General features: G+C 31.8%; 16 protein-coding genes. 7 read left to right on the top strand and 9 right to left on the bottom strand.

The window, feature by feature from the left end:
• Positions 1-32: 32 nt before the first annotated feature.
• On the top strand, positions 33-809 hold the full coding sequence (locus ACWYN7_RS13825) for a TIGR03915 family putative DNA repair protein (RefSeq protein WP_462860567.1): 777 nt from the start codon (positions 33-35) through the stop codon (positions 807-809).
• Here the strand turns inward: ACWYN7_RS13825 and ACWYN7_RS13820 are convergent.
• A complete protein-coding gene (locus ACWYN7_RS13820; protein ID WP_462860566.1) occupies positions 804-2,525 on the bottom strand; it encodes an FAD/NAD(P)-binding protein in 1,722 nt (573 codons plus the stop codon). The genes ACWYN7_RS13825 and ACWYN7_RS13820 overlap by 6 nt on opposite strands.
• 198 nt (positions 2,526-2,723) lie before the next feature.
• On the opposite strand from ACWYN7_RS13820, the gene ACWYN7_RS13815 reads away from it, so the two are divergent.
• Both ACWYN7_RS13815 and ACWYN7_RS13810 read left to right on the top strand, forming a co-directional pair.
• The gene (locus ACWYN7_RS13815; protein ID WP_462860565.1) at positions 2,724-4,373 is read left to right on the top strand and encodes an acetolactate synthase large subunit; all 1,650 of its coding nucleotides are present in this window, start codon (positions 2,724-2,726) and stop codon (positions 4,371-4,373) included.
• A gap of 4 nt (positions 4,374-4,377) precedes the next feature.
• Positions 4,378-5,745: an NAD-dependent succinate-semialdehyde dehydrogenase gene (locus tag ACWYN7_RS13810; RefSeq protein ID WP_462860564.1), complete on the top strand. Its 1,368-nt coding sequence runs from the start codon at positions 4,378-4,380 to the stop codon at positions 5,743-5,745.
• Positions 5,746-5,803: 58 nt separating this feature from the next.
• Here the strand turns inward: ACWYN7_RS13810 and ACWYN7_RS13805 are convergent, their stop codons facing one another.
• Complete coding sequence (locus ACWYN7_RS13805; protein WP_462860563.1) at positions 5,804-6,379, bottom strand: hypothetical protein; 576 nt, start codon at positions 6,377-6,379, stop codon at positions 5,804-5,806.
• A gap of 102 nt (positions 6,380-6,481) precedes the next feature.
• Between ACWYN7_RS13805 and ACWYN7_RS13800 the strand changes: the two genes are divergently transcribed.
• Entirely contained in the window at positions 6,482-9,685 is a 3,204-nt protein-coding gene (locus tag ACWYN7_RS13800) for a cytochrome c biogenesis protein (protein WP_462860562.1), read from the top strand.
• Positions 9,686-9,737: 52 nt separating this feature from the next.
• Positions 9,738-10,253 carry a DUF2892 domain-containing protein gene (locus tag ACWYN7_RS13795; RefSeq protein ID WP_462860561.1) on the top strand — a complete coding sequence of 172 codons (516 nt, stop codon included), beginning with the start codon at positions 9,738-9,740 and terminating at the stop codon, positions 10,251-10,253.
• A gap of 230 nt (positions 10,254-10,483) precedes the next feature.
• Here ACWYN7_RS13795 and ACWYN7_RS13790 read toward each other — a convergent pair whose 3' ends face one another.
• From ACWYN7_RS13790 to porU, 7 genes are all read right to left on the bottom strand, one after another.
• Positions 10,484-12,160 carry a LysM peptidoglycan-binding domain-containing protein gene (locus ACWYN7_RS13790; RefSeq protein WP_462860560.1) on the bottom strand — a complete coding sequence of 559 codons (1,677 nt, stop codon included), beginning with the start codon at positions 12,158-12,160 and terminating at the stop codon, positions 10,484-10,486.
• Between the two features lie 5 nt (positions 12,161-12,165).
• Complete coding sequence (gene guaA, locus ACWYN7_RS13785; RefSeq protein ID WP_462860559.1) at positions 12,166-13,701, bottom strand: glutamine-hydrolyzing GMP synthase; 1,536 nt, start codon at positions 13,699-13,701, stop codon at positions 12,166-12,168.
• Between the two features lie 169 nt (positions 13,702-13,870).
• The gene (locus tag ACWYN7_RS13780; protein WP_462860558.1) at positions 13,871-14,935 is read right to left on the bottom strand and encodes a 3-oxoacyl-ACP synthase III family protein; all 1,065 of its coding nucleotides are present in this window, start codon (positions 14,933-14,935) and stop codon (positions 13,871-13,873) included.
• Between the two features lie 119 nt (positions 14,936-15,054).
• Positions 15,055-15,438 (bottom strand): group III truncated hemoglobin, encoded by a 384-nt coding sequence (locus ACWYN7_RS13775; protein ID WP_462860557.1) that lies wholly within the window; start codon positions 15,436-15,438, stop codon positions 15,055-15,057.
• Positions 15,439-16,268: 830 nt separating this feature from the next.
• Entirely contained in the window at positions 16,269-16,751 is a 483-nt protein-coding gene (gene cdd, locus ACWYN7_RS13770) for a cytidine deaminase (RefSeq protein WP_462860556.1), read from the bottom strand.
• A 74-nt stretch (positions 16,752-16,825) separates the two neighbouring features.
• Positions 16,826-17,953 (bottom strand): type IX secretion system outer membrane channel protein PorV, encoded by a 1,128-nt coding sequence (gene porV, locus ACWYN7_RS13765; protein ID WP_462860555.1) that lies wholly within the window; start codon positions 17,951-17,953, stop codon positions 16,826-16,828.
• A 38-nt stretch (positions 17,954-17,991) separates the two neighbouring features.
• On the bottom strand, positions 17,992-21,387 hold the full coding sequence (gene porU / locus ACWYN7_RS13760; RefSeq protein WP_462860554.1) for a type IX secretion system sortase PorU: 3,396 nt from the start codon (positions 21,385-21,387) through the stop codon (positions 17,992-17,994).
• A 193-nt stretch (positions 21,388-21,580) separates the two neighbouring features.
• Between porU and gldJ the strand changes: the two genes are divergently transcribed.
• Positions 21,581-23,266: a gliding motility lipoprotein GldJ gene (gldJ, locus tag ACWYN7_RS13755; RefSeq protein WP_462860553.1), complete on the top strand. Its 1,686-nt coding sequence runs from the start codon at positions 21,581-21,583 to the stop codon at positions 23,264-23,266.
• A gap of 65 nt (positions 23,267-23,331) precedes the next feature.
• Positions 23,332-24,588 (top strand): UDP-N-acetylmuramoyl-tripeptide--D-alanyl-D-alanine ligase, encoded by a 1,257-nt coding sequence (locus tag ACWYN7_RS13750; protein ID WP_462860552.1) that lies wholly within the window; start codon positions 23,332-23,334, stop codon positions 24,586-24,588.
• Positions 24,589-24,842 lie beyond the last annotated feature (254 nt).

The following is a 24,842-nucleotide window of genomic DNA, read 5'->3' as shown; positions in this document are numbered from 1 at the left end:
TTTAAAAACCTGATAGGTCTGAAAACACTAAAATGCAAGAAAAAACACTCATTTATGATGGCACTTTTGAAGGTTTTCTATCCTGTGTTTTTTATGTTTTCGAATACAAACTCAAAGACGTTTCTATTCAAAATGAAGATGTACATCAAAACGGATTATTTTCTGAAAATGAAACCATTATTACAGATATCAAAAAATCAGATAGAGTTTGGAACGGATTAAAAAAGAAAGCATCTACATTAACATCAACCAAAATATATTATGCTTTTTTAAGTGAACAAGAAGGAATTGAAAATACGTTACTAAGTTACATTCAATATATCTTTAAACATCAACAAAAAGTTGATACCGATTTTACACACCCAAGTGTATTAAAAACATCGAAAATTGCAAAAAATGTTAGCCGAGAAAAACACAGAATGGAAGCTTTTGTGCGTTTTAAACTTACCAAAGACAACATTTATTTTGCCAATATTGCCCCCGATTTTAATGTTTTACCATTAATTGCAAAGCATTTTAAAAGCAGATATGCAGATCAAAAATGGGTGATTTATGATATCAAAAGAAATTATGGTTTGTATTATGATTTGCAAAATTTAGATTTCATCAATCTAGATTTTCCAGAAAATTTTGATTTTTCTAAAACTAGTGCTGACTTTTTTGCTGAAGAGGAATTTGAATTTCAAAAACTTTGGAAAGATTATTTTGATAGCACAAACATTAAAGAACGTAAAAATATGAAGTTGCACATTAGGCACATTCCAAAACGTTATTGGAAATATTTAAGTGAAAAACAACCAAATTTATAACCTGCTAACAAAACCCTTTGCCCAATTTTTAATTCTTGGTCCAAAACATTCTAAAATTGCATCAACACCAATTACGCTTCCTTTTGCCAAACGTCCCAAAACTGCTAAAGGGATTTTTCGAGATGCGTCATCTAAAACAATTGTGGCATCTGCATTGGTTTCAATACCCAATTTACTATGAATTGGTTGAATTAAATCATTTCTTAAAAGATTTAGAATTAATGGTGTAGTTATCTCTAAAAGTTTTGGCGCACTTAAAACACTATTAACAATTACTTCACAATCAATTTTTTGATTGTTTTTCTCAAATCTCCAAAAAGTATCATTTGTAGATATCTTAGGATTATTTACAAAACTAAAATCTAGAATTCCAGCAGTATTCAATGCAATTAATTGCTGCATACTTTCCACTGGTGGTCCATAAGAATAACGTTTCATTTGTTCATCAAACTGAATTACATCAGCAAAAATGGCATCACTTACATTAGCATAAGAAAAGGTTTTGTATAAAGTGGGTTGCAAATGTCTAATTACTTGTCCTACACAAAAATCCAATGAAATTGGCACTTCGTTTACAGCCATATTTACATAAGTAGCAATTAAAGTTTTGGTATCAATTTCAGCATTTACAATGGTTTCGTGTTTATATGTAACATCATCAAACCAATTTAAAATTGCTTTTTCTAATGTTTTCGCAGAATCTTCAAAATCTAGTTTATTTTCTAATTCTAAATAAATTTCCACACCTATTTTAGCAACTATTTCTTTTAAAAAATTAGCATCCTTGGCTTTTTTATCACCTTTTGCATATTTAGAAACTGTATTTTCAAATTGTTTTAATTGCGCTTTTTTGGGCATAAATTGTTCATCAACAGTTTTATCTAATGGTTTTGGCACCATAGGCAATCCGTCTAAAGAATAAGGAATAATTTTCTGTACAACGTTGTTGGATGTTTTAAATTCTGATGCAAAAGTTTTGTGGTTTGTAATTGTAAACTCTCCTCCTTTTTCTAGAGTTAACGCTCTTACAGCATCAATCATAGCCAATCCAAAACCTCTAATTGCAATATGTTTTGCTGCATTAATTTCTTCGGATTCTATAATGTTTTCAATCGGATACGTTTCTGAAAATAAAGTTTTATCACTTTCTAAACTTTCGATTTCTAACTGTTTTAAATCTTTGGGTAATTTTGTAGGCTGATGACCAATGGTTAATAAAACTTCATCAACTACATATTTATGTTTTGTAGAATCCGTTATTATAAATCCTGAGTTTTTAAAATTAATATCGGTTACAAATTTTCTATGGATGTTAACCCACGCTTTTTCTTCTAAAACATTTAATATGGATGTTGCTCTATCATTTAAATAAGCTCCAATTTCTTTTCTTGGCGGAAATTGATCTGGTAAATCTTTCAATGCCTTTCGTTTTTCTTCTGGCAAATAATTGTGATACGAAGGAAATTCAGGGATTATAAAATCTTTGAATTGAATTTCTGGTCTACCTTCTAAATTTTGCAAAGCTCTTACAGAAATATTTGTCCAATTTATAGAAGGCTGATTTGTTTTCCAGACTTGTCCTGCTCCAAGTTCATCTTCATTTTCGAAAATAAAAACTTGAACTTTATCTTTTCTATTTTTAGACAACTCCAAAAACAACATTTCTAAAGCGTGTAATCCTCTTGGACCAAAACCTATAATTCCTAACTTTTTCATACCATTCAATTAAAGAAAATTACTCAAATATAGTGGAATAAGCTTCAAATTTTTGACTCATTTCAATTAAAAAAGAACCCATTTAAAAACACATCAAAAACGGCGTAAACCCTTTAAAATTAACAGTTTTTTGAGAGTTTAAATTAGAATAAAACCTCGAAAATTCTTAAATTGAAAAAACAACAAATAGCATAGAAAATGAAAACATCAGACTTTATAATTCAAGCTTTAGAAAACGAAGGCGTTGAATATATTTTTGGATTACCTGGAGAAGAAAACTTAGATCTTTTGGAGTCTATTAGAAAATCAAAAAAAATAAAATTAATACTAACAAGACACGAACAAGGTGCTGGTTTTATGGCTGCAACTTACGGACGTTTAACAGGCAAACCCGGAGTTTGCATGTCTACTTTAGGACCTGGAGCAACCAATTTAATGACGCCTGCTGCTTATGCACAATTAGGTGCAATGCCAATGGTAATGTTAACTGGCCAAAAACCAATTAAAGAAAGTAAGCAAGGTAAATTTCAAATTGTAGATATTTTAGAAATGATGCAACCCCTTACCAAATTCTCGAAACAGATAACTTATGGTAAAAATTCTGGAGCTATAATTAGAGAAGCTTTTCGTTTATCGCAAGAAGAAAGACCTGGAGCTGTGCATATCGAAATTCCTGAAGATGTTTGTAAAGAAGAAGTTAAAAAACCTCATTTTTTCGATATTGTAAATTCTAAAATACCTTCTGCAAATCTAGATTCTATTCATAAAGCCAAAAAAATGATTTTGGCTGCACAAAAACCTTTGTTATTAATTGGAGCAAGTGCCAATAGAAAAAGAGCTTGTGAAGCTTTAACGCAATTTGTAAATACGCTAAAAATTCCATTTTTTAATACGCAGATGGGTAAAGGAATTATAAACGAACGTAATCCTCTTTATCTAGGAACTGCGGCTCTTTCTTCTGATGATTTTATTCATGATGCCATTAAAGAAGCAGATTTAATCATAAATGTGGGTCATGATACTATAGAAAAACCGCCTTTTATTATGGATGCTGATGATGATAGAAAAGTAATCCACATTAACTTTTTTGCAGCAGAAATTAACGAAGTTTATTTTCCGCAGTTAAATGTTATTGGAGATATTACCAACAGCATTCATGCACTTACAGAGCAATTAAAAACAAATGCTGGCCAATGGAATATCGATTTTTTCCTAGAAATTAAAGAAAATGTAGCCAATCATTTATCAAAATACGAAGAAGACAATCGTTTTCCTATTTTACCTCAACGTTTGGTAAAAATCACAAGAAATCTTTTGGCTGATGATGATATTGTTACCCTAGATAATGGAATTTATAAAATTTGGTTTTCTAGAAATTATCCAGCTTACGCTCAAAACACCTTGTTGTTAGATAATGCTTTAGCTACAATGGGTGCAGGTTTTGCTTCTGCCATACTCGCAAAAGAATTGTATCCGAATAAAAAAGTAGTTTCTGTAAATGGTGATGGTGGATTTATGATGAATTCTCAAGAACTAGAAACTGCCATTCGCATGAAATTAGATCTAGTTGTTATCATTTTAAACGACAATGCTTATGGTATGATTGAATGGAAACAAGAAGGAGAAGGTTTCCCTAAATATGGTTTGGAATATCAAAATCCTGATTTTCTAATATATGCAGAAAGTTTTGGAGCAAAAGGTTACAGACCAAGTTCTGTAGCAGACTTTGAAACAATTTTCGAAAAAACTTTAAAAACTAAAGGCGTTCACGTTATAGATTTAGCAGTAGATTATTCGCTAAATCATAAAATATTAAACGTATTATTAAAAGAAAAAACACAACATTAAACTTATGAAAAAAGTAACCACAATAAACCCAGCAACTGAAGAAGAAATTGCAAGTTACAACAGATTGCCTGTAAAAAAAGCCTTAGAAAAAGTAGCAAAAGCCAACAAAACGTATCAATCTTGGAAAAAAACTACCCTAGATGAACGTGCTACATTGATGCGAAAACTTGCTGACATTTTTGATGAAAATATAGAAGAATATGCACAATTAGCTACTCAAGAAATGGGTAAAATCATCAAACAATCTAGAAGTGAAATTGAAAAATGTGCTTTAATTTGTAGATATTATGCTGATAATATTCACGAATTATTAGCTGATGAAATTGTTGAAACCGAAGCTAAAAAAAGTTATATAACCTATCAACCTTTGGGAGTAGTTTTGGCTGTAATGCCTTGGAATTTCCCATTTTATCAAGTCATTCGTTTTGCTGCTCCAGCTGTGATGACAGGAAATACTGGGGTTTTAAAACATGCATCTAATGTGCAAGGTTGCGCTTTTGCTCTAGAAGAGGCTTTTATTAAAGCCGGTTTTCCTGAAGGTGTTTTTACCAATTTAAATGTAGAATCTGATGATATTAAAAACATTATAGAAGATAAAAATATAATTGCAGTTACTTTAACTGGTAGTGAACCTGCAGGACGTTCTGTTGCCAAAATTGCTGGAGAAAATTTAAAGAAAACCGTTTTAGAATTGGGTGGTAGTGATGCTTATATTGTTTTAGAAGATGCTGATTTAGAAAAAGCTACAGATTTGGCAACTTTTGGTCGTTTGCAAAATAATGGACAAACGTGTATTGCATCCAAACGATTTATTGTTTTAGAAGAAATCTATGATGATTTTCTAAAATTGTTTACCAAAAAAATGAAAGAGGCAAAAATGGACGAACCCACTAAAGAAGATGCTTATTATGGCCCAATGGCTAGAGTTGATTTGCGTGATGAAATTCATGAGCAAGTAGAAAAAACCATAGCACAAGGAGGGAAACTAATTTTGGGTGGTAAAATTCCTGATCGAAAAGGAGCTTATTATCCTGCAACTATTTTAGCGGATTTAAAACCTGGCATGACTGCTTTTGATGAAGAATTATTTGGTCCTGTTGCTTCTGTAATCAAAGCCAAAGATGAAAATGAAGCCATAGAATTGGCAAACCATTCCTCTTTTGGGTTGGGCTCTGGAGTAATCACTGGTAATTCTGAACGTGGAGAAAAAATTGCTTTGCAATTAGAAGCTGGTAATAGTTTTGTGAATAAATTAGTAGCTTCTGATCCAAGATTGCCTTTTGGAGGAATTAAAAATAGTGGTTATGGAAGGGAATTATCCGATTTCGGAATCAAAGAATTTGTAAATACAAAATCCATTTGGATTGATTAATAGTCAAACAAATAAAGCCTTTACTTTTCGTAAAGGCTTTTTTTATCATTCTAAATAACTACAATGCTTTCTCTAATTTATCCCCCATTTTATCTCTATCTTCTACCAAAAACATAATTTCTTCTGGCGATAAATAATATCTTCTCATTCTATTTTTGTACACTTCAGAAATCTCTGCATGGTTTAAAATAAAATTCTTGGTTTTTAAAATATAATCTTCCATTTTATGTTGAACAGCAAAACGATCTGCTGCTCTTTCTGCTTCTACAATATGATTTTCTGAAAACAAATATTTGAGTCCAAACCAAATTAAATTGAACCTACTTCTGTCTTGATAATCCATAATATGTCCTAATTCATGGCCAATCCAACCAATAAAAATATCATCAGGAATATCTAAAGTAGAAAACTCTTTGTCAGAAATTTTAAACTTTTTACTAATTAAAATTAAATATTTTCGATTTTTTTTACTTTTAAAAAAACTATCAAACGTAGGTCTGGCCTGCATTGTAGATTTTTTAATGTTTTTCTTTAATTTAAATTCAATCTTAATATCAGCCAATTGTGGAAAATATTTTAAAGCAACTTCTACTCTTTTGGCAATGTTTTTTGGTATTATATGTGGGTTTTTCATTTCTTTTAGTGCTATTTTAACAATTAAATATAGCTATATCAAAAAGGTTATTTGTGCTTTTATGCTTAAATTTGTTGCTCTTTTAAAAGCACACATTTTCAGATGAAAAACTTTCTTAATTTTCTATACTCAACGCGTTTAATGGCTGTTTTATTTTTCCTTTTTGCAACTGCAATGGGTATTGCCACTTTTATAGAAAATGATTTTGGAACCCAGACTTCTAAAGCTTTAGTGTATAACGCTTGGTGGTTTGAAGTAATTATGATTTTCTTTGTGATCAACTTTTTTGGTAACATCTTTAGATACAAATTGTTAAGAAAAGAAAAATGGCCAGTTTTAATGTTTCACGTTGCATTTTTATTTATTTTAATTGGTGCTGGTGTTACTAGATATGTAGGTTTTGAGGGCATTATGTTGATTGATGAAGGTGAAACTACCAATAAATTTTTATCAGAAACTACTTATGTAAATGTTATTGTTGATAATAACGAAGTACAAAAAACAAAGCACGAACCTATTTTATTAAGTGCTTGGGGTTCTAATTCTTGGTCTTTTTCTGATAATTTTAAAGACAAAGATTACGAGGTTAATTTGGTAGATTACATTCCTTGGGCAGAAAAAAAATTAGTGGAAGATGCCAATGGTATAGAACACCTATTTTTAGTAGAATCTTCTAGCGGAAACAGACACGAACATTATATAAAATCGGGTACAGTTGCTAATATTCATAATGTATTAGTAGGTTTTAATGCAAAAGATAATAACGCAAATATTAATATTTTTAAAAGAAATGATAGTTTAAAAATAACTTCTAAAGCTGATGGAAATTATCAAGTTATGGCCACGCAACAACGAGGAAGCTTAACCAAAGATAGTATTCAAGATTTTAAATTACGTTCTTTATACAACGTAGCTGGTTTGCCATTTGTAGTGCCTCAATATCCAAGTAAAGGAACAATGAAAACAGTAAGCGGCCCCAAAGATGATAAAGTTTTAGATGTTATTGTTTTAGATGTAAAAACAGGTGATAAAACCCAAAGAGTTGAGCTTACAGGAGGTAAATTTAATAATGATAATGCTCAAGATTTTACGTTAAATGGTTTAAATTTTAGAATGTGGTATGGTGCTAAAATTTTAGAAACTCCTTTTAGTATTAAGTTAAACGATTTTCAATTAGAAAAATATCCAGGATCAGAAAGTGCAGCTTCGTATGCCAGTGAAGTTACTGTAATTGATACTGATGAAACTTTTGATTTTAGAATTTTTATGAATCATATTTTAGATCATAAAGGCTATAAATTCTTTCAGTCTAGTTACGATTTATCTGGCGAAAGAGAACAAACTCATTTATCTGTAAATCACGATTGGTGGGGAACTTTTATCACTTACTTAGGATATTCACTTTTATACACAGGTTTAATTTGCATCTTTTTTGCAAAAAACACACGTTTTGATGCACTTAAAAATTCATTAAAGAAAATTAGAAAGAAAAAAGCGTTAATGTCTTTAACTGCAGCTTTATGTATCGCTACTTTTAGTTTTGGTCAAGAAGCAGAACACGATCATTCAGATCCAAATCATGTGCACACTACAACTACGCAACCTAAGCAACAAAAAACTAGTCCACACAAAGTAAATAGAATTTCTGACCAACAAATAGATTCTATTTTAAAAGCAAATTTAGTAGCTGTAGAACACGCAGAAGAATTTAACAAACTTGTAATACAAGATGCAGGAGGTAGAATGAAACCTGCTCATACTTTTGCTTCTGAATTGGTGCGTAAAGTTAGTCAGACAGAAACTTTACATGGTATGCAACCGAGTCAGGTTTTGCTATCAATAATAGAAAACGCCAGACTTTGGTATGAAGTACCAGCAATATATCTAGAGAAAAATAACTATAAGATTAGAGAACAATTAGGCCTAGAAAAAACTGCAAAATATGCTCGTTTGTCAGACTTTTTCTCTAACAGGGGTGAGTATATCATTAAAGGTCAAGTAGAAGAAGCTCAAAAAACAAAAATCCAAAATAAATTTGATAAAGATTTAATTAAAATCGACAGAAGAGTTGGTTTATTGTACAGCGCTATTGGTGGTGGAATTCTAAGAGTTTATCCTATTCCTAATGATGAAAATAACAAATGGGTTTCGCATCCAGAAATTGCAAATAGCAACATCATAAAAACTAAAGATTCTCTTTATGTACCAAAATTATTGCCTTTGTACATGCAACTTTTACAAACTGCAAAACGAAGTGGAGATTACAGCAAAGCCAATAAAATATTAGATGGAATTAAAAATTATCAGAAAAAATATGGTGCAGCTGTATATCCTGCAGAACGAAAAATAGATTTAGAAATTGCTTATAACAAATTAGGGATTTTTATAAAAAGCTCTATTTTTTATTTGGTACTTGGCTTACTGTTAATCTTTATAGAAATTCTTAAAATCTTTTATTACAAGTCTAAAGTACTGAATTATATAGTTAAAGGATTAATCGTGCTTATTATTTTCAGTTTCTTATTCCACACTTTTGGATTAATTTCCAGATGGTACATTAGTGGAAATGCACCTTGGAGTAATGCCTACGAATCTATTATTTATGTAGCTTGGGCAACTATGGCTTTTGGTTTGTATTTGGGTAAAAAATCGACGCTAACCATTGGTGCTACTACATTTTTAGCAGCCATAATTTTAGCTTTTGCACATCAAAACTGGTTAGATCCAGAAATTGCCAACTTACAACCTGTTTTAAATTCTTGGTGGTTATTGGTACACGTTTCTATTATTGTGGCCAGTTACGGACCTTTTTCTCTTGGAATGATTTTAGGAATTGTTTCTTTAATTCTGATTGCATTTACCAATAAAAAGAACAAAAAGAGAATGGACGTAAACATTAAAGAATTGACCATTATTAATGAAATGGCCATTACAGTTGGTTTGGTTATGCTTACTATTGGTAACTTTTTAGGTGGTATGTGGGCTAATGAAAGTTGGGGACGTTATTGGGGATGGGATCCTAAAGAAACTTGGGCATTAATTTCTATTATGGTGTATGCTTTTGTTTTACATATGCGTTTAATACCAGGTTTACGTGGCAGATTATCTTTTAATTTTGCATCAGCATTTGCGTATTTATCTATAATGATGACTTATTTTGGCGTTAACTTTTATTTATCTGGTTTGCATTCTTATGCAAGTGGAGATCAAGTAGTAACCCCAAAAGAAGCTTATATTTATATTTTTGCTTTAATTGGTTTAACTGTTTTAGCATCATTTAAATACAAGAAATACTTTAAGAAGTAATTCTGAAAATGTATTTTTGCTTTTCAAATTTTTTAATCATTAAAAACAACCAATGTTTAATAAAAATATAAAATTAGTTTTAGCAGGTTTAATTACAGTTTGGGCTGTATATGAATTTACGCAAGGAAATATTATGAACGGAATTTCTATCTTATTATTAGCTGGAATTTTTGTCTTATTCTATTTTAAAAACGAGTTTATTCTTTTGGCTTTTTTACAATTGCGTAAGCAAAATTTTCCTGCCGCTCAAAAATGGTTAGGTTATATTAAAAATCCTGAAACAGCTTTAATACAAAAGCAACAAGGTTATTATAACTATTTACATGGTATTATGTTAAGCCAAACCAACATTACACAAGCTGAAAAGTTTTTAAGAAAAGCAGTAAAATTAGGTTTGTCTATGGATCATGATTTGGCAATGGCTAAACTACAATTAGCAGGAATTGCAATGACCAAAAGACGCAAACGTGAAGCGACTAATTTAATGGCAGAGGCTAAGAAATTAGACAAACACGGAATGCTAAAAGAACAAATGCAAATGATGAAACAACAGATGAAGAAAATCTAAGTTGTTATTTTCATTCAAAAAATAAAAAATCCGCTTATAGCGGATTTTTTTGTTTTATAAACTTTTTATGATGGAAACTAGTCCAATAATAAATAAAATTATGATGCCTAAATATAATTTAATTCTTCCAAAAGATTCGTACTCGACAACTTCATCTTCTACATCTGAATTGTATACCCAATAAAAAGCGACAACTGAAATTAAAATAAATACAATACCAGTTATCACCTTTACTTCAACCTAGTCAAAGACAAATCTTTATTGTATTGTACAATAAATAAGCCTTTGTTTTCAGAAAGATAAGAGCTGTTTCTATAGTCGAATTTGCTTTCTACTCTTACAGACATTCCTTCTTCTAAGGTTGATTTTAAATCGTAACCAGAAGCCAAACGAATTAATATATCATAGGTAATATCAAACCCTTTTGTTGCGTAAAAAGAGGGTAATGCTTTGTTCTTTTTTTGATATTGTTGATTGAATATTCTTGTGTTTAACGAGTTTTCATCAACAAACTCATCACTTACATAAGTAAAGCCGATTTTTGCTAATTTTCTATTGTCAATTTTATCGTAAACTTTGCCTTTATCGTAAGTAAAAACTTTAACTGTAGTTTCTTCTGGCAAACTGATTAAACTATTAATTGCATCAGAAACTGCCACATTTTTATCTGTAGCAATAATTACCCAGTTTTTAGCACCAGGTTTTAATAGATTAAGAAAACGAGATTTTTCGATGTATCCATTTTCTGGTGATAAAACATTTACCTCTGCGTCTATGCCATAATTTAAGTTATTTTGAATGGTTCTACTGTTTTGTTTAGAAACAGAACTTTCATCACTCACAATAATAATATTTCCTTTTTCAATAATCGGAGTTTCTATTGTTACTTCCTCATCAATTAAAGTATTATTGTCTGCTATGGTTTCTACTTTGTTAAAGTTCTCGATGATATATTTTTCCAATTCTTCTCTAAATACTTTTTTTTCTGGTGATGTTTTTACAATATTACTGGCACTAAATCGAGATTGATCATCAGAATAAACAGGATAAATGACAGGAACATTTACATTAGCAGCTACAGTGGTTACCTCTTCAGAATACAAAGGACCAATAATTACATCATTACTATTTAAGTTATTTCTAGAAATAATACTGTTTATTTGATTGGATCTACGATCGCCTGTATCAAATACATTAAATTCGATATCAACTCCTTTTCTACGTAAAGAATCAATCGCAATTTCTGCTCCTAAATAAAAGTCTGTGGTAATGTTTAATAAAGTTGAATTTCTATCAAAAATTTCTTTTAAAGTAAGCGAATCGTTTCTGTATTTATGGGTTCTAAAAGGCAATAATAAAGCAACTTTTAAGTCTTTATTTCTATCAATATAATCGTTGTAAAAAATTTCTTCGGATACAATTTCTAAAGGAATTTCTTTTATTTTCAACAACATTCCTACTTTTAAACCTTCTTTTAATTCCGGATTTAATTGCAGTAACTCGCCTCTAGAAACATCAAAAGTTTTATTTAAGCTATAAAAAGTATCACCTTTTTTAACTTCATAAACCACGAATTTTTCCTTGATTTCTTCTAAAAGATTTTCTTCTTCATCTAAATCAGAAGTATTTACAATTGAATCTGAAACAACCTCAGCACTTTCTTTTACTTTATTTTTAAAATTATTTAGTTTTTTTTCTGGTACTACTAAAAAAGTGTTTGCTTTTGGCTGTCCTTCTACATCCGGATTTAATCGCTGTAAATCTGGCGTTTTCATGTCCAGTTTTTCGGCAATTTTATCCATGGTTTCTCCTTGCTTTACCTTATACTGAATGTATCTTTTTTGCTGGCCACAAGAAACTGTGAATGTTAAAATACACAGAAAAATAAATAATTTTAAATGCTTCATATACTTTATTCCCATTCTATAGTTGCAGGTGGTTTAGAGCTAATATCATACACAACTCTATTAACACCTTTTACTTGATTTATGATTTTGTTTGATGTTTTTTGTAAAAATTTATACGGCAAATCTACCCAATCTGCAGTCATACCATCTGTACTTTCTACTGCTCTTAATGCCACCACTTTTTCGTAAGTTCTCTCATCACCCATAACTCCAACAGAATTTACGGGTAACAACATAGCACCTGCTTGCCAAACATTATCATACAAACCATCTTCTTTTAATCCGTTTACAAAAATGGCATCTACTTCTTGTAAAATGCGGACTTTTTCTGCGGTAACATCACCTAAAATACGAATTCCTAAACCAGGTCCAGGAAAAGGATGACGCCCTAATAATTCTGGATCTATATCTAAAGATGCTCCTACTCTTCTTACTTCGTCTTTAAAAATCATACGCAAAGGCTCTACAATTTTTAATTTCATATAATCTGGCAATCCACCAACATTATGATGACTTTTAATGGTTGCAGATGGCCCACCATTTACAGAAACAGATTCAATAACATCAGGATAAATAGTACCTTGTGCCAACCATTTTACATCTTGTATTTGATGCGCTTCATCATCAAAAACATCAATAAATGTATTCCCAATGGCCTTTCTTTTTCCTTCAGGATCTGTAATGCCTGCTAATTTTGATAAAAAACGTTCAGAAGCATCTACTCCTTTAACGTTTAAACCCATTCCTTCGTATCTACGTAATACAGTTTCGAACTCATTTTTACGCAAAAGTCCGTTATTTACAAAAATACAATACAGGTTTTTACCTATGGCTTTGTGCAACAAAACAGCTGCTACAGAAGAATCTACTCCTCCAGAAAGCCCTAAAACTACTTTATCATTTCCTACTTTTGCTCTAATGGCGGCTACAGTACTTTCTACAAAAGAATCTGGAGTCCAGGTTTGTGCTACCTCTGCAATACCTACCAAAAAGTTTTCTAACAATTGTTTTCCATCTTTAGAATGATATACCTCTGGATGAAACTGAATGGCAAAAGTGGTTTCGCCTTCAATTTTATAAGCGGCATTTTGTACATCTTTGGTACTTGCAAGTAAAACCGCATTTGTAGGTAATTCTTTTATGGTATCTGAATGGCTCATCCAAACTTGGCTACCTTCTGAAATGTTTTTAAAGAACGCTTCATCATTTTTTATAAATGATAAATTAGCTCTACCATATTCTCTTGTGTTCGATTCTGCTACTTTTCCACCAGAAAAATGTGCCAAATATTGCGCTCCATAACACACTGCTAATAGTGGTTTTTTACCTCTAATATCAGATAAATCTGGATGTAATACATGTGCTCCTCTTACTGAATTAGGACTACCAGATAAGATGACAGCTTTATAACTTTCTAAATTTTCTGGAACTTTATCATAAGGATGAATTTCGCAGTAAATGTTTAATTCTCTTACTCTTCTTGCAATTAGTTGCGTGTATTGAGAACCAAAATCTAAAATAAGTACGTTGTGTTGTTGCATGCGCAAAAATACTATTTCATATTAAATTTTAATACTGAAATTTATATTTTTTTCGATGGATTAGAATTCGTTAAGTTCTGGTAGAATTCGCACAAAATTAAGCGGCTTTTTTAAAATTAACCTTAACAGTCTAACAATTACGTCTTAAAAAAATCTAGTTCCACTTTTTCTAAAATTTATACGCTATAGCATTGATGTTCATACCTGCTCCTACAGAAGCAAAAAGAACCACATCACCTTTATTTACCTCATGATCTTCTATTTCTCCTTTTAAAACTAAATCTAATAAAGTAGGTACTGTTGCTACAGAACTATTGCCTAATTTATGAATACTCATAGGCATAATATCTTTAGGCACTCGTTGTTTATAGAGTCTGTAAAAACGTTTTATAATTGCTTCATCCATTTTTTCATTGGCTTGATGGATAAAAATTTTCTTTACATCATCGATAGCAACACCACTTTTATCTAAAGCAGATTTCATAGCTGCTGGTACATGAGTAATGGCAAATTCGTAAATTTTTCGCCCAAACATTTTTATGTATTTTATATTTTGATCTTCTTCTTGGTTATAAGAACCACCAAAATGTAAAAAATAAGCTTCTTCGTTAGCAAATGTTTGTGAAGCATGACTTAAAATTCCTGCACTATCTGTTTCTGTTTTTTCTAAAATACAGGCCCCTGCTCCATCACTATAAATCATAGAATCTCTATCGTATTTATCAATAATTCTAGACAATGTTTCTGCACCAATTACCAAACATTTTTTGGCAATGCCCGCTTTTATAAAAGCTTGTGCTTGTATTACCCCTTCAATCCAACCTGGGCAACCAAATAGAATATCATAAGCCACACAATTTGGATTTTTAATGCCCAATTTATACTTTACTCTAGAAGCCAAACTTGGCAATGTATCTCCTTGAATGGCATCTTTTTTTAAATCGCCAAAATTATGAGCTACTATAATATAATCTAATTCTTCTGAATTTATATTGGCATCTGCTATGGCTTTTTCTGCGGCAAAAAAGGCTAGGTCAGAGGTTTTGAATTCTGCTGCTGCATAACGCCTTTCTTCTATACCTGTAATGGCTTTAAATTTTTCGACAATTACATCATTCGTAGCTGCAAAAGCAGTACCATCTGCATTTAAAAACTCTTCATTTAAAAAATCTGAATTGTATTTTTTTAAAGAAGGAATAAAGGTTCCTGTTCCTGTTATTTTAGATGAAATCATAATATGTATATTTTCACGAAGCAAATTATAAAAAACGTATTAATAAAATTACTATGCATGCATAGTAATGGAAAACTCAAATGGAAATTTTGGTCACTTTTAGTCATCTAAAAATAATTTTAATTTGAATAAACATTCAGCTTAAGCTTCATTACTGTTGCTATAGCGCTTGCTCTGTTTTTCATTTGATGTGCGTTTTCACCCTGAAAATTGGCATCAATGGTGGCAAAAAAATACGATACCCAAAGTTCAAAATGTTCTAATTTAAACTGTACAAATGCATTTTTTTGCAAGTGTTTTTGCATCACATTGTTATGGTAGGTAAGCGTATCAAATAAAATATCGTTCCAAAAATCTGTGATGATTTCTATATGATGTTCAAGTTGATGTTGAGCAACAATGTCTTTGAAAAAAGGCAGCATTTTTTCATCTCCTAACAATTTATCGTAGAATTTAGTGATGATTAATTTGATGTCTTTTCTTGAGCTGATGTCTGATTGCATTGCTTACTATTTTAAATACCTTCTTGGTCTTGGAAACCTTGCAGGGGGTTGTGTATTTTCCCCTAAAATTAATAAATCTTTAATTCAATTGAAAGTTATTATATACCTACAAGGTTCTAAAAACCTTGCAGGATGTTGTGTATTGTTGAATTGATTCTAACTTACTTTTAATGCGTACTTTTTACATACCTACTTGGTTTTAGAAACCTTGCAGGATGTTGTGTTTCATCCTCTAAAATTAATAAATCTTTAATTCAATTGAACAGTTTTTATATACCTACAAGGTTCTAAAAACCTTGCAGGATGTTGTGTTTCTTCCTCTAAAATTAATAAACCTTTAATTCAATTGAAAAGTTTTTATATACCTACAAGGTTCTAAAAACCTTGCAGGATGTTGTGTTTCTTCCTCTAAAATTAATAAATCTTTAATTCAATTAAACAGTTTTTATATACCTATAAGGTTTTAAAAACCTTGCAGAATGTTGTGTATGGTTGAATTGATTCTAACTTACTTTTAATGCGTACTTTTTGCATACCTACTTGGTTTTAGAAACCTTGCAGGACGTTGTGTTTCATCCTCTTAAATTAATAAATATTTAACTCAATTGAACAGTTTTTATATACCTACAAGGTTTTAGAATCTTTACTGGATACTGTGTTTCTTTTTTTAATTTTAGTACTTCTACAATTAAATTTAAAAATTTTTATATACCTACAAGGTTTTAAAAACCTTGCAGAATGTTGTGTATGGTTGAATTGATTCTAACTTACTTTTAATGCGTACTTTTTGCATACCTACTTGGTTTTAGAAACCTTGCAGGAAAAAAATCTTATAAATAGGAACTATCAAAAGAAAAAGGCAATAGAGAAAGTAATGACTCTGTTTTTACAATTTCGCCAACTTCTCCCATAAACAATATTGGAAAAGCTTGTTTTTGCTTTATTTCATATTCAGATAACGATTGCCTACAGGCGCCACAAGGTCCAATAGGTTGATCTACTTTTGTAATTTCGGAACTTGCTGTAATGGCTAATTTTAAAATCTTTACTCCAGGAAACGCAGAACCAGCTTTCCAAATGGCCACTCTTTCTGCACACATTCCTGATGGATAGGCTGCGTTTTCTTGATTACTTCCCAACACAATTTCATTATTTTCTAACAATAAAGCTGCACCAACACTAAATTTAGAATAAGGAGCATAAGCAGTATGTCTTGCTTCAATGGCTTTTAGCATTAACCTATTGTCTTCTTCAGACAATTCAGACATATCCTTATAAAGCAGAGCTTTTGTAGCTATTTCAATTTTTTTCATAAATAAAATCGTCAAAAAAAGCAGCCTTATTCGACTGCTTTTGTAGGTATAAATTTACTAAAAAAATATCATTTTTAGTAATTGTCGTAAATTTCTCCTAAATCGAAAGATAAAGAAAAACGCAATGAGTTTTCTAGTGGATTATTTACATCAGAAGAATTGATTAAATAAGACAAATCGATGTTTAAAGCGTTGGTTTTAAAGCCACCTCCTAAAGTAAAATATTGTCTGTTTCCTTTATCTGGACTTTCGTGAAAATATCCTCCTCTTAATGCAAAAGCATTGTTGTATAAATATTCAACTCCTAAAGCATAGGTAAATTCGCTTAACTCTTCACTAAATCCACCTGGTGCATCACCAAAAGAACCAAAGATTCCTTGTATCCAACCTTTTTCTTCATCAGAGCCATCTTCTTGTGGCGTTGGTACTAATAATTTTGTGAATTCAATATTGGTAGAAATGATGTTATAATCATCTAAAATAAAATCAAAACCACCACCAAATTTTAAATTGGTAGGTATAAAATCTTCTTCACCTGGTGTGTAAGAAACCTTAGGACCAATATTCGCGATGTTAAACCCAATTCGATAACGTCCGTTAAAATTACCATAATTTTCTTCGTAAGATTGATAGTACCCAGAAACATCAACAGCAAAAGAATTGATAGGTTGTAATGCATTACCAGAAGTACCATTAAACGCTAAGTTAGAACGAATGTATTTTAACGAAACTCCCATAGAAAATGTTTCGCTTAATTTTAAGGCATAAGATCCTGTAGCTACAAATTCATTAGGATTAATTTGTCCGTTTGCATTTCCTTGATCATCCGTTAAATCGATTTGACCTAAAGAAAAGTATTTAAAATCTGCACCCCAAGCTGCGTTTTCGCTAAATCTGTTGATGTAAGCACCACTACCCACAAAAATATCATCGGTTAAATTACGCAACCAAGGCGAATACGTAATTCCTGTTTTTATTTGTCGATCACTAAAAGTAATCTTTGCAGGGTTATGAAACAAAGACCAAGCATCTGCAGAAGTGGCAACACCCATATCTCCCATACCACCTGCTCTAGCATCAGGCACAATTAATAAAAAAGGGGTTGCAGTAGTAATACCTCCTGTTTGTTGTGTGTCTGTTTGTGCATTAAATTTTAAACTTACTAAAGCACAAAGTGCGAAACAAATTCCTAATTTTTTCATTCTTAATTTTCTTGTTATGTATTACAAATATCTACTTTTTATTGTAGTATTACTAATTTTTCGTATTTCTCTGACACCAAATTATTGGTAGTTGCCATTACCTTTAATTTATAAACGTACACTCCTTTTCCAATTTTATTGCCAAAATCGTCCAAACCATTCCAAGTAATACTTCTTGATAAATTACCTGTAGTTTGCACGTTTTGATTGATTGTTTTTACCAATTTACCCGAAACTGTAAAAATTTGAACTTGCACTTCTAAAGGCTCATTAGGTTTATTGTGATTGAACCAAAATTCGGTATAATTTACAAAAGGATTTGGATAATTCAATACATTCTCTAAATTAAGAATGGCATCACTTACTACCACAAAGTTTAACGTACTTTCTGATGAGTTATTGTAAGTATCCCAAGCTTTAATTTTTAAGGTGTGTGGACCAACTTCTAAATCTCTCAAGGTATAATTGACTTTCCCCTTGGTAAAATCGTCTAATTCTGTTTGATAAAAATCATTTAAGATAATAGGGTTCGTGGTATCTCCATCTAAAATTCCAACAATATCATGATCTACAGCTGTAATCGAAGTATTAATACCATTGGCATCTGATAAGGTTGCAATTAAATTGGGTGATGTGTTGGTATTGCCACCATCAATAAAAGATTCGTCGTTCATAAACAAACCAATTTCTGGCCCAGTGTTATCTTCGGGTGCGTTTTCGTTAATTCCGCCAACTACAACATCAAAATTTGCTCCAGATTTATCAATGTCACCATTTTCTGCATAAAAACTAAGTTTCCCTTTTCCGTATGCAATTTTAATGTCTTTAGGTACAATAAAATCGAAACTAAAAGCACCATTGGTAACTGTAGATTTTCCTCTAAAAAGCTTACTATCTTGCGTATCAAAATTCATTTTTACCCCAAAACCATCATTGTCTAAGGTCGATTTTTCTATGGTTTTATCAAAAATTGTGGTCGATAAAGTACCATTAAAATCGTTTAAAACCGTATTAGAATCATCTGTAATTACCCCTTCAAATTTAATTTTAGACAAAGCTTTTAAGGTATCTAAAGATTGACTAATGTCTATATCATTCATTTTGGTAATGCGCACATTGGGTTTTGGAATTGCCAATTTCATGGCAGGATCTCCAAAATGATAAATAAAGAATTTTTGAGTACTCGAAAAATTATTTTTGGTTTCGGCCAAAGCTTCTGCAATGGTATAATCTTCGTTATTAAAAGCGAGTAAACTACGCACCAATTGCTCATTAAAACGCTGACCAGTAGAAATGTAAACCTCTCTAGTAGTGGTAATCATACTTGCAGCACCACCAGTACTACTTTTAAAAGTAAGCTCGCCAGCTGTAATTCGATTTGGGTTATCGAATCTAGAAAAATCGCAGGTTACTGTAATTAAAAGCGGTAAGGTATTTACATTATTAAAAGACTGGATTTGTGGCACATCTAAAATTCGTTCTGATGCAAATCCGTCTTCTCCTCCATGACCAAAATAATCGAAAACTAAAGTTCCTTTTTCAATAGCATTGGTGATGGCTTCATTTACTTCAGGATAACGTTCACCACCAGAAGAATTTTCTTGCACATAGGCATCCATATAAATCTTATTCACATTAAAAATAGGTTTGTTATTTTTAATTTCATCAGCAATAGACTCTACCCCTTGCTCAATCACTTCTTCTCCAGAAGCATCAATATCATCTGCCAAAAGTGTAATGGTGTTTCGCCAATCTCCAATGGCATCTTTAGAATAATAATTTAAAATTTTATCAACAGCAGTACTTGCTTCACTTAAGGTAGCTACAGGAATTCTACTCGAAACCACATCTACTGTATGATTGGTAGACATCAATCCTTCATGGTCTTCTAACATCACAAAAAAGTCGTCAGTAACCCAAGAATTTGCCAAATTAAAACTGATGCTCGATAATTTTACAGGCACAATATTATTATTCCCAGCAATGCGATCTTTATAATCATAAGAGGCATCTCCAAAAAAACAGACATATTTTAATTTTGTGTCTTCGGATGAATTTGTTTCATACACCTGTTTGATAAAATCTCGGATTCCTGTGATGTCTTTAGATCCTGAAGAAAATTCGTTATAAATTTCATCTAAAAGCACCACTTTTGTGGTTAAACCTGAATTGTTTTGATGATAATCTGCCAATCTTTGCGCTTCTCCAGAAAGGGTTTTGTTGGTAATAATGATGTAATTTACATCTTTAATGGCATGTAAATTCTGGTTGGCAATTTTAGCATTTTCTATGGTTTCTGGTGTGTAAAAATCGTTTTCATGTAAAATGATGTATTCTTTTAAGGCTCCAGCATTGTCTTTAAACGAAAAGCCATTGGCAGTACTTTCGTTTGATATGCTTTGAGGCGCTAAATAATTGGTAACATCCCAAACTTGAAAAGCTGCATTTCCATTTTCGATTTGATACGCTACAATTCCTGATGTATTGGCTTGCTCAAAACTTCGAAAGGAAAATTGAAAATCACTAAATTGCAACTGTTTTTTACCTATTACTTCTATATAATCTAAAAAAGCATTGGCAGACGGATTTCCATTATTATCATAGCGAATCGAAACTGTAATATTCTCTGATGAATTTACAAAAGCAGCACTTCTTTGTATGGCATAAGCTTTGGTTAAAGAACCCGAATTTACAGCAGGATAATTAATAGTGTATAAATCTTGTCCGTTTACAGTTACATCCATGGTAGAGGAAACTACTGAATTCGAAACTCCACCCACTTTTACCGTAATTTCTTGATTGGCCACTGCATTCGGAAAGGGAATACTAAAGGTTTGGCTATTTTCGATATTAAAATCCTGATTAAAAAACCATTGAGTACCCACAGCTAAAATGCTTTTTTCTTCTTTTTCGTAAAAGGTATAATCATCAAAAGTAGTTAGCTGAGTTGTTGCATTTCCTGTTACTGGAGTTTTGGTTTGAATTCTTTTTCCATCAACCTCATTTACGGTAATAAAATAATAAGCTTTGTCTGAATAGATATTCTGCACATGAGTGGCTGTATTTGTAGTGGCATTTACATTCCAATGATGTGGCCCTTTGGCATAAAAAAGAATAAAATCGTCGGCATCAAAAGCGCCATCACTTTCTCCTTGAATATAAATGGCATTTTCTTGCAAATCATCGTATCGAAATGCACTATTTACATCTGGCAAAAGCTGACCACCATTACCATAAATATGAATTTTCTTCGGATTTAAACCATTGGTAGAAACTCCTATTTGTTGCAATACATTCCGATCAATTTTAAAAACTCCTGTGGTGTCTACAGCAAACTTATACCAGTCTCCAGAAGCAAGAACAGAGTTGGTTACTTGTGCAAAGTTTTGTTGCCATACCAACAGACAAAAAAAGAATAAAAACTGTTTTTTCATTTAATTATTCAAATAACGCAAATAAAATTTAGATATTTTATGACAAACAAAGATAAATTATACTAAAGTAAAAAAGCAATCGTTTCTTTAAATAAGTACAAAAATCATGCGTTAAAACTTGGTGATTTACTTGTAAGAAAGTATATTTATCGTAAATTCGCTATGTAAAACCCTATCAATTTTAAATTAGGAAATGAAAAACATATTTAAAATCTCTTTAGTGCTCCTAACAATTTTATTGTTAGCCAGCTGTAAAAGCTCAAATTCCAATAAATCTACCTTAACTGGTTTGAATTATAACGATCCTAAAAATGGTAATTTTATAAAAAATAATTCTTTTAAAGGCCAAGAAACTCCTCCAGGAATGATTGGTATAGAAGGGGGTACTTTTACAATGGGTCAAGTGCAAGATGATGTCATGTTCGATTGGAATACGACTCCCAAAAAGATACACGTTCGTTCTTTTTATATGGATGAAGCAGAAGTAACTAACTCAGAATATTTTTTATATGTACAGTATATGAAAAATGTTTTTCCACCTTCTGAAGAAAAATACAAACACATTTACACTTCTGTATTACCAGACACGTTGGTTTGGAGAAAGAGTTTAGGAAACACCGATATTTTATCAGAAAATTATTTTCGTCATCCTGCTTATGCAGATTATCCTGTAGTTGGAGTGAGTTGGTTACAAGCTAATGAATATTGTAAATGGCGTACCAATGCTGTAAACTTAAAAACGTTAATTGATAAAGGACACATTAAAAACATTTTTGAGGCAGACTCGATAAGCAACTTTTTTGATACGGACGTTTTTTTAACAGACGATTCTAAATTGTTTAACGGAGATTCTACAGTATATAAAAGAGGAGTTGGTAGAGCCATTCGTAAAAAAGGAGAACCAAGACCAGATAAAGATGCTTTTCAAGGTGCTAGAAAAATTACACAAGCCGATGGTATTTTAACACAGCGTTTTCGTTTGCCTACAGAAGCTGAGTGGGAATTTGCAGCAAAAGCAACGCTTGAAAACAGAGAATACAATAATATAAGAGGTAGAAAAAAATATGCTTGGGATGGGAAATATACCCGTTCTAAAAATAAAAGAACAAGAGGAGATCAACTCGCTAACTTTAAACAAGGAAGAGGGAATTATAGTGGTTTACCTGGTTGGAGTTCTGATGGCGCAGATATTCCAAATAAAATTAAATCTTATCCACCAAACGGATTTGGTTTATATGATATGTCTGGAAATGTTGCTGAATGGGTAGCAGATGTGTACAGACCAATTATTGATAATGAAGCGAATGATTTCAACTATTTTAGAGGTAATATCTTTACAAAAAAAATGATTGATGAAGAAGGTAACGTAGTTATTGCTGCTACTGATGAAGCTCCTGAAATGACTTACGATACGTTACCAAATGGTAAGATTATTCCAAAACAATTGCCAAATACTATCAAATACATTCCAATTACTAAAGATGATACTACTATGAGAAGAAACTTTATGGTGGCAGACAATAGAGATATTGGTGATGGAGATGCAAACTCAAGTCGTTTTTTCGATGAAGATGAAGACGGAATTAAAAGTAAACCTAGTATGTACAATTCACCAAAAGGTCCTTCAAGAGTGATTGACCCAGAAACTGGTGAAGAAGTATTGGTAAACGATGAAGAGCGAAGAACTACTTTAATCAGTAATAAAACAAGAGTATATAAAGGAGGTTCTTGGTCTGATAGAGAATATTGGTTAGACCCTGCACAAAGAAGGTATTTGCCAGAATATATGGCAACCAACTACATTGGTTTTAGATGTGTTTCAGATCGTGTTGGTCCAATGGCTACAGGGAAAAGAACAGCAAGAAATCCTAGTAGATAACATAAAACGTTAAAAAATAAAAACCTCATTGTTTTCTAATAATGAGGTTTTTTTTATATTTAAAAATGGAGATTACAACTTTATATCAAATTTATTCTGAACATTTTCTGGTAGATACAGACACAAGAAACATCAGAAAAAACACCATTTTCTTTGCTCTAAAAGGAGAACACTTTAATGGCAATCAATTTGCAGCAAAAGCGCTCGAATTGGGTGCCTCTTATGCAGTGGTTGATGAAGTCGAATACCAAACCCAAGAAAATATCATTTTGGTTGATGATGTTTTGCAAACCCTACAACAGCTGGCTCATTACCACAGAAAGCAATTAAACATACCCGTAATTGGGTTAACTGGTAGCAATGGAAAAACCACCACAAAAGAACTGATGTTTGCGGTTTTAAACCAAAAATACAATACCATTGCCACCAAAGGCAACCTGAACAATCACATAGGGGTACCTTTAACCCTATTGTCTATGACACCCGAACACGAATTGGCCATTGTAGAAATGGGTGCCAATCATCAAAAAGAAATTGAATTCCTATGCAGCCTCTGCGAACCCGATTTGGGATACATCACCAATTTTGGCAAAGCCCATTTAGAAGGTTTTGGAGGTATTGAAGGCGTAATTCAAGGCAAAAGTGAACTCTACCAATACTTAAGAGCCAATGACAAACTGGTATTGCTAAATCCTGAAGATGAAATTCAGCTTGAAAAATCAAAAGGTATCACATCCATTTCGGTTGATCTTAACAACATAAAATTGATAGCCGCTCATCCGTTTGTACAACTTACTTATAAAAACAAGCAGGTGCAAAGTCATTTGATAGGTACCTATAATTTTGCCAATATTGCAGCTGCCATTACTCTAGGCGATTATTTTAAAGTCCACCCTACTGAGATTATCAAAGCAATTGAACAATATACACCTACCAACAATCGCTCACAAATCATTCAGACAAAAAACAAGCAAATCATCTTAGATGCTTACAATGCAAATCCTTCTAGTATGAAAGTGGCTTTAGAAAATTTTGCTTTGCAAGAAGCCCCTCGTAAAGTGGTTATTTTGGGTGATATGTTTGAGTTGGGAGAAAATTCCATCCAAGAACACCAAGCCATTGTGGACTTGTGCCAACAGCTCAATTTTGAAACACAATATTTTATCGGAGAACTATTTTATCAAACCCAAACCGAAAAACAACAGTTTCAAACGTTTGAAGATTTTAGCAATTACCTTAAAAAGCATCCTTTAGAACAGTGTGCTATTTTTATCAAAGGATCAAGAGGCATGCGTTTAGAACGAATTTTGGATTTGTTGTAATGGTCTTTGTGGTTCGTGGTTCGTTAATCGTTCTTCGTGGTTCGTTCTTCGATTTTTGAGTTTCGTTGCTCGTTGCCCGTTATTGATTTCGTTTTAAGGGTTTAAATGCTTAGAGTTTAGTTGTTGGTTTTCGTTACGATTACAGTAAAAGTACATACCATTCGTTACACAAGAGATTCCTCTGTACCGCTATTTGCTACGCAAGGTACTTTCAATCAAAATATATTTTGATTTCAGTAATAATCGGAATGACA

The sequence above is a fragment of the Polaribacter sp. M10 genome (assembly GCF_054968445.1).
This window is presented reverse-complemented; position numbering and strand designations above follow the sequence as displayed.

Bases quoted from the DNA above. Each gene is read 5' to 3' on its own strand.
- ACWYN7_RS13825 (WP_462860567.1), top strand. From the start codon at position 33: ATGCAAGAAAAAACACTCATTTATGATGGCACTTTTGAAGGTTTTCTA.
- ACWYN7_RS13820 (WP_462860566.1), bottom strand. From the start codon at position 2,525: ATGAAAAAGTTAGGAATTATAGGTTTTGGTCCAAGAGGATTACACGCT.
- ACWYN7_RS13815 (WP_462860565.1), top strand. From the start codon at position 2,724: ATGAAAACATCAGACTTTATAATTCAAGCTTTAGAAAACGAAGGCGTT.
- ACWYN7_RS13810 (WP_462860564.1), top strand. From the start codon at position 4,378: ATGAAAAAAGTAACCACAATAAACCCAGCAACTGAAGAAGAAATTGCA.
- ACWYN7_RS13805 (WP_462860563.1), bottom strand. From the start codon at position 6,379: ATGAAAAACCCACATATAATACCAAAAAACATTGCCAAAAGAGTAGAA.
- ACWYN7_RS13800 (WP_462860562.1), top strand. From the start codon at position 6,482: ATGAAAAACTTTCTTAATTTTCTATACTCAACGCGTTTAATGGCTGTT.
- ACWYN7_RS13795 (WP_462860561.1), top strand. From the start codon at position 9,738: ATGTTTAATAAAAATATAAAATTAGTTTTAGCAGGTTTAATTACAGTT.
- ACWYN7_RS13790 (WP_462860560.1), bottom strand. From the start codon at position 12,160: ATGAAGCATTTAAAATTATTTATTTTTCTGTGTATTTTAACATTCACA.
- guaA (WP_462860559.1), bottom strand. From the start codon at position 13,701: ATGCAACAACACAACGTACTTATTTTAGATTTTGGTTCTCAATACACG.
- ACWYN7_RS13780 (WP_462860558.1), bottom strand. From the start codon at position 14,935: ATGATTTCATCTAAAATAACAGGAACAGGAACCTTTATTCCTTCTTTA.
- ACWYN7_RS13775 (WP_462860557.1), bottom strand. From the start codon at position 15,438: ATGCAATCAGACATCAGCTCAAGAAAAGACATCAAATTAATCATCACT.
- cdd (WP_462860556.1), bottom strand. From the start codon at position 16,751: ATGAAAAAAATTGAAATAGCTACAAAAGCTCTGCTTTATAAGGATATG.
- porV (WP_462860555.1), bottom strand. From the start codon at position 17,953: ATGAAAAAATTAGGAATTTGTTTCGCACTTTGTGCTTTAGTAAGTTTA.
- porU (WP_462860554.1), bottom strand. From the start codon at position 21,387: ATGAAAAAACAGTTTTTATTCTTTTTTTGTCTGTTGGTATGGCAACAA.
- gldJ (WP_462860553.1), top strand. From the start codon at position 21,581: ATGAAAAACATATTTAAAATCTCTTTAGTGCTCCTAACAATTTTATTG.
- ACWYN7_RS13750 (WP_462860552.1), top strand. From the start codon at position 23,332: ATGGAGATTACAACTTTATATCAAATTTATTCTGAACATTTTCTGGTA.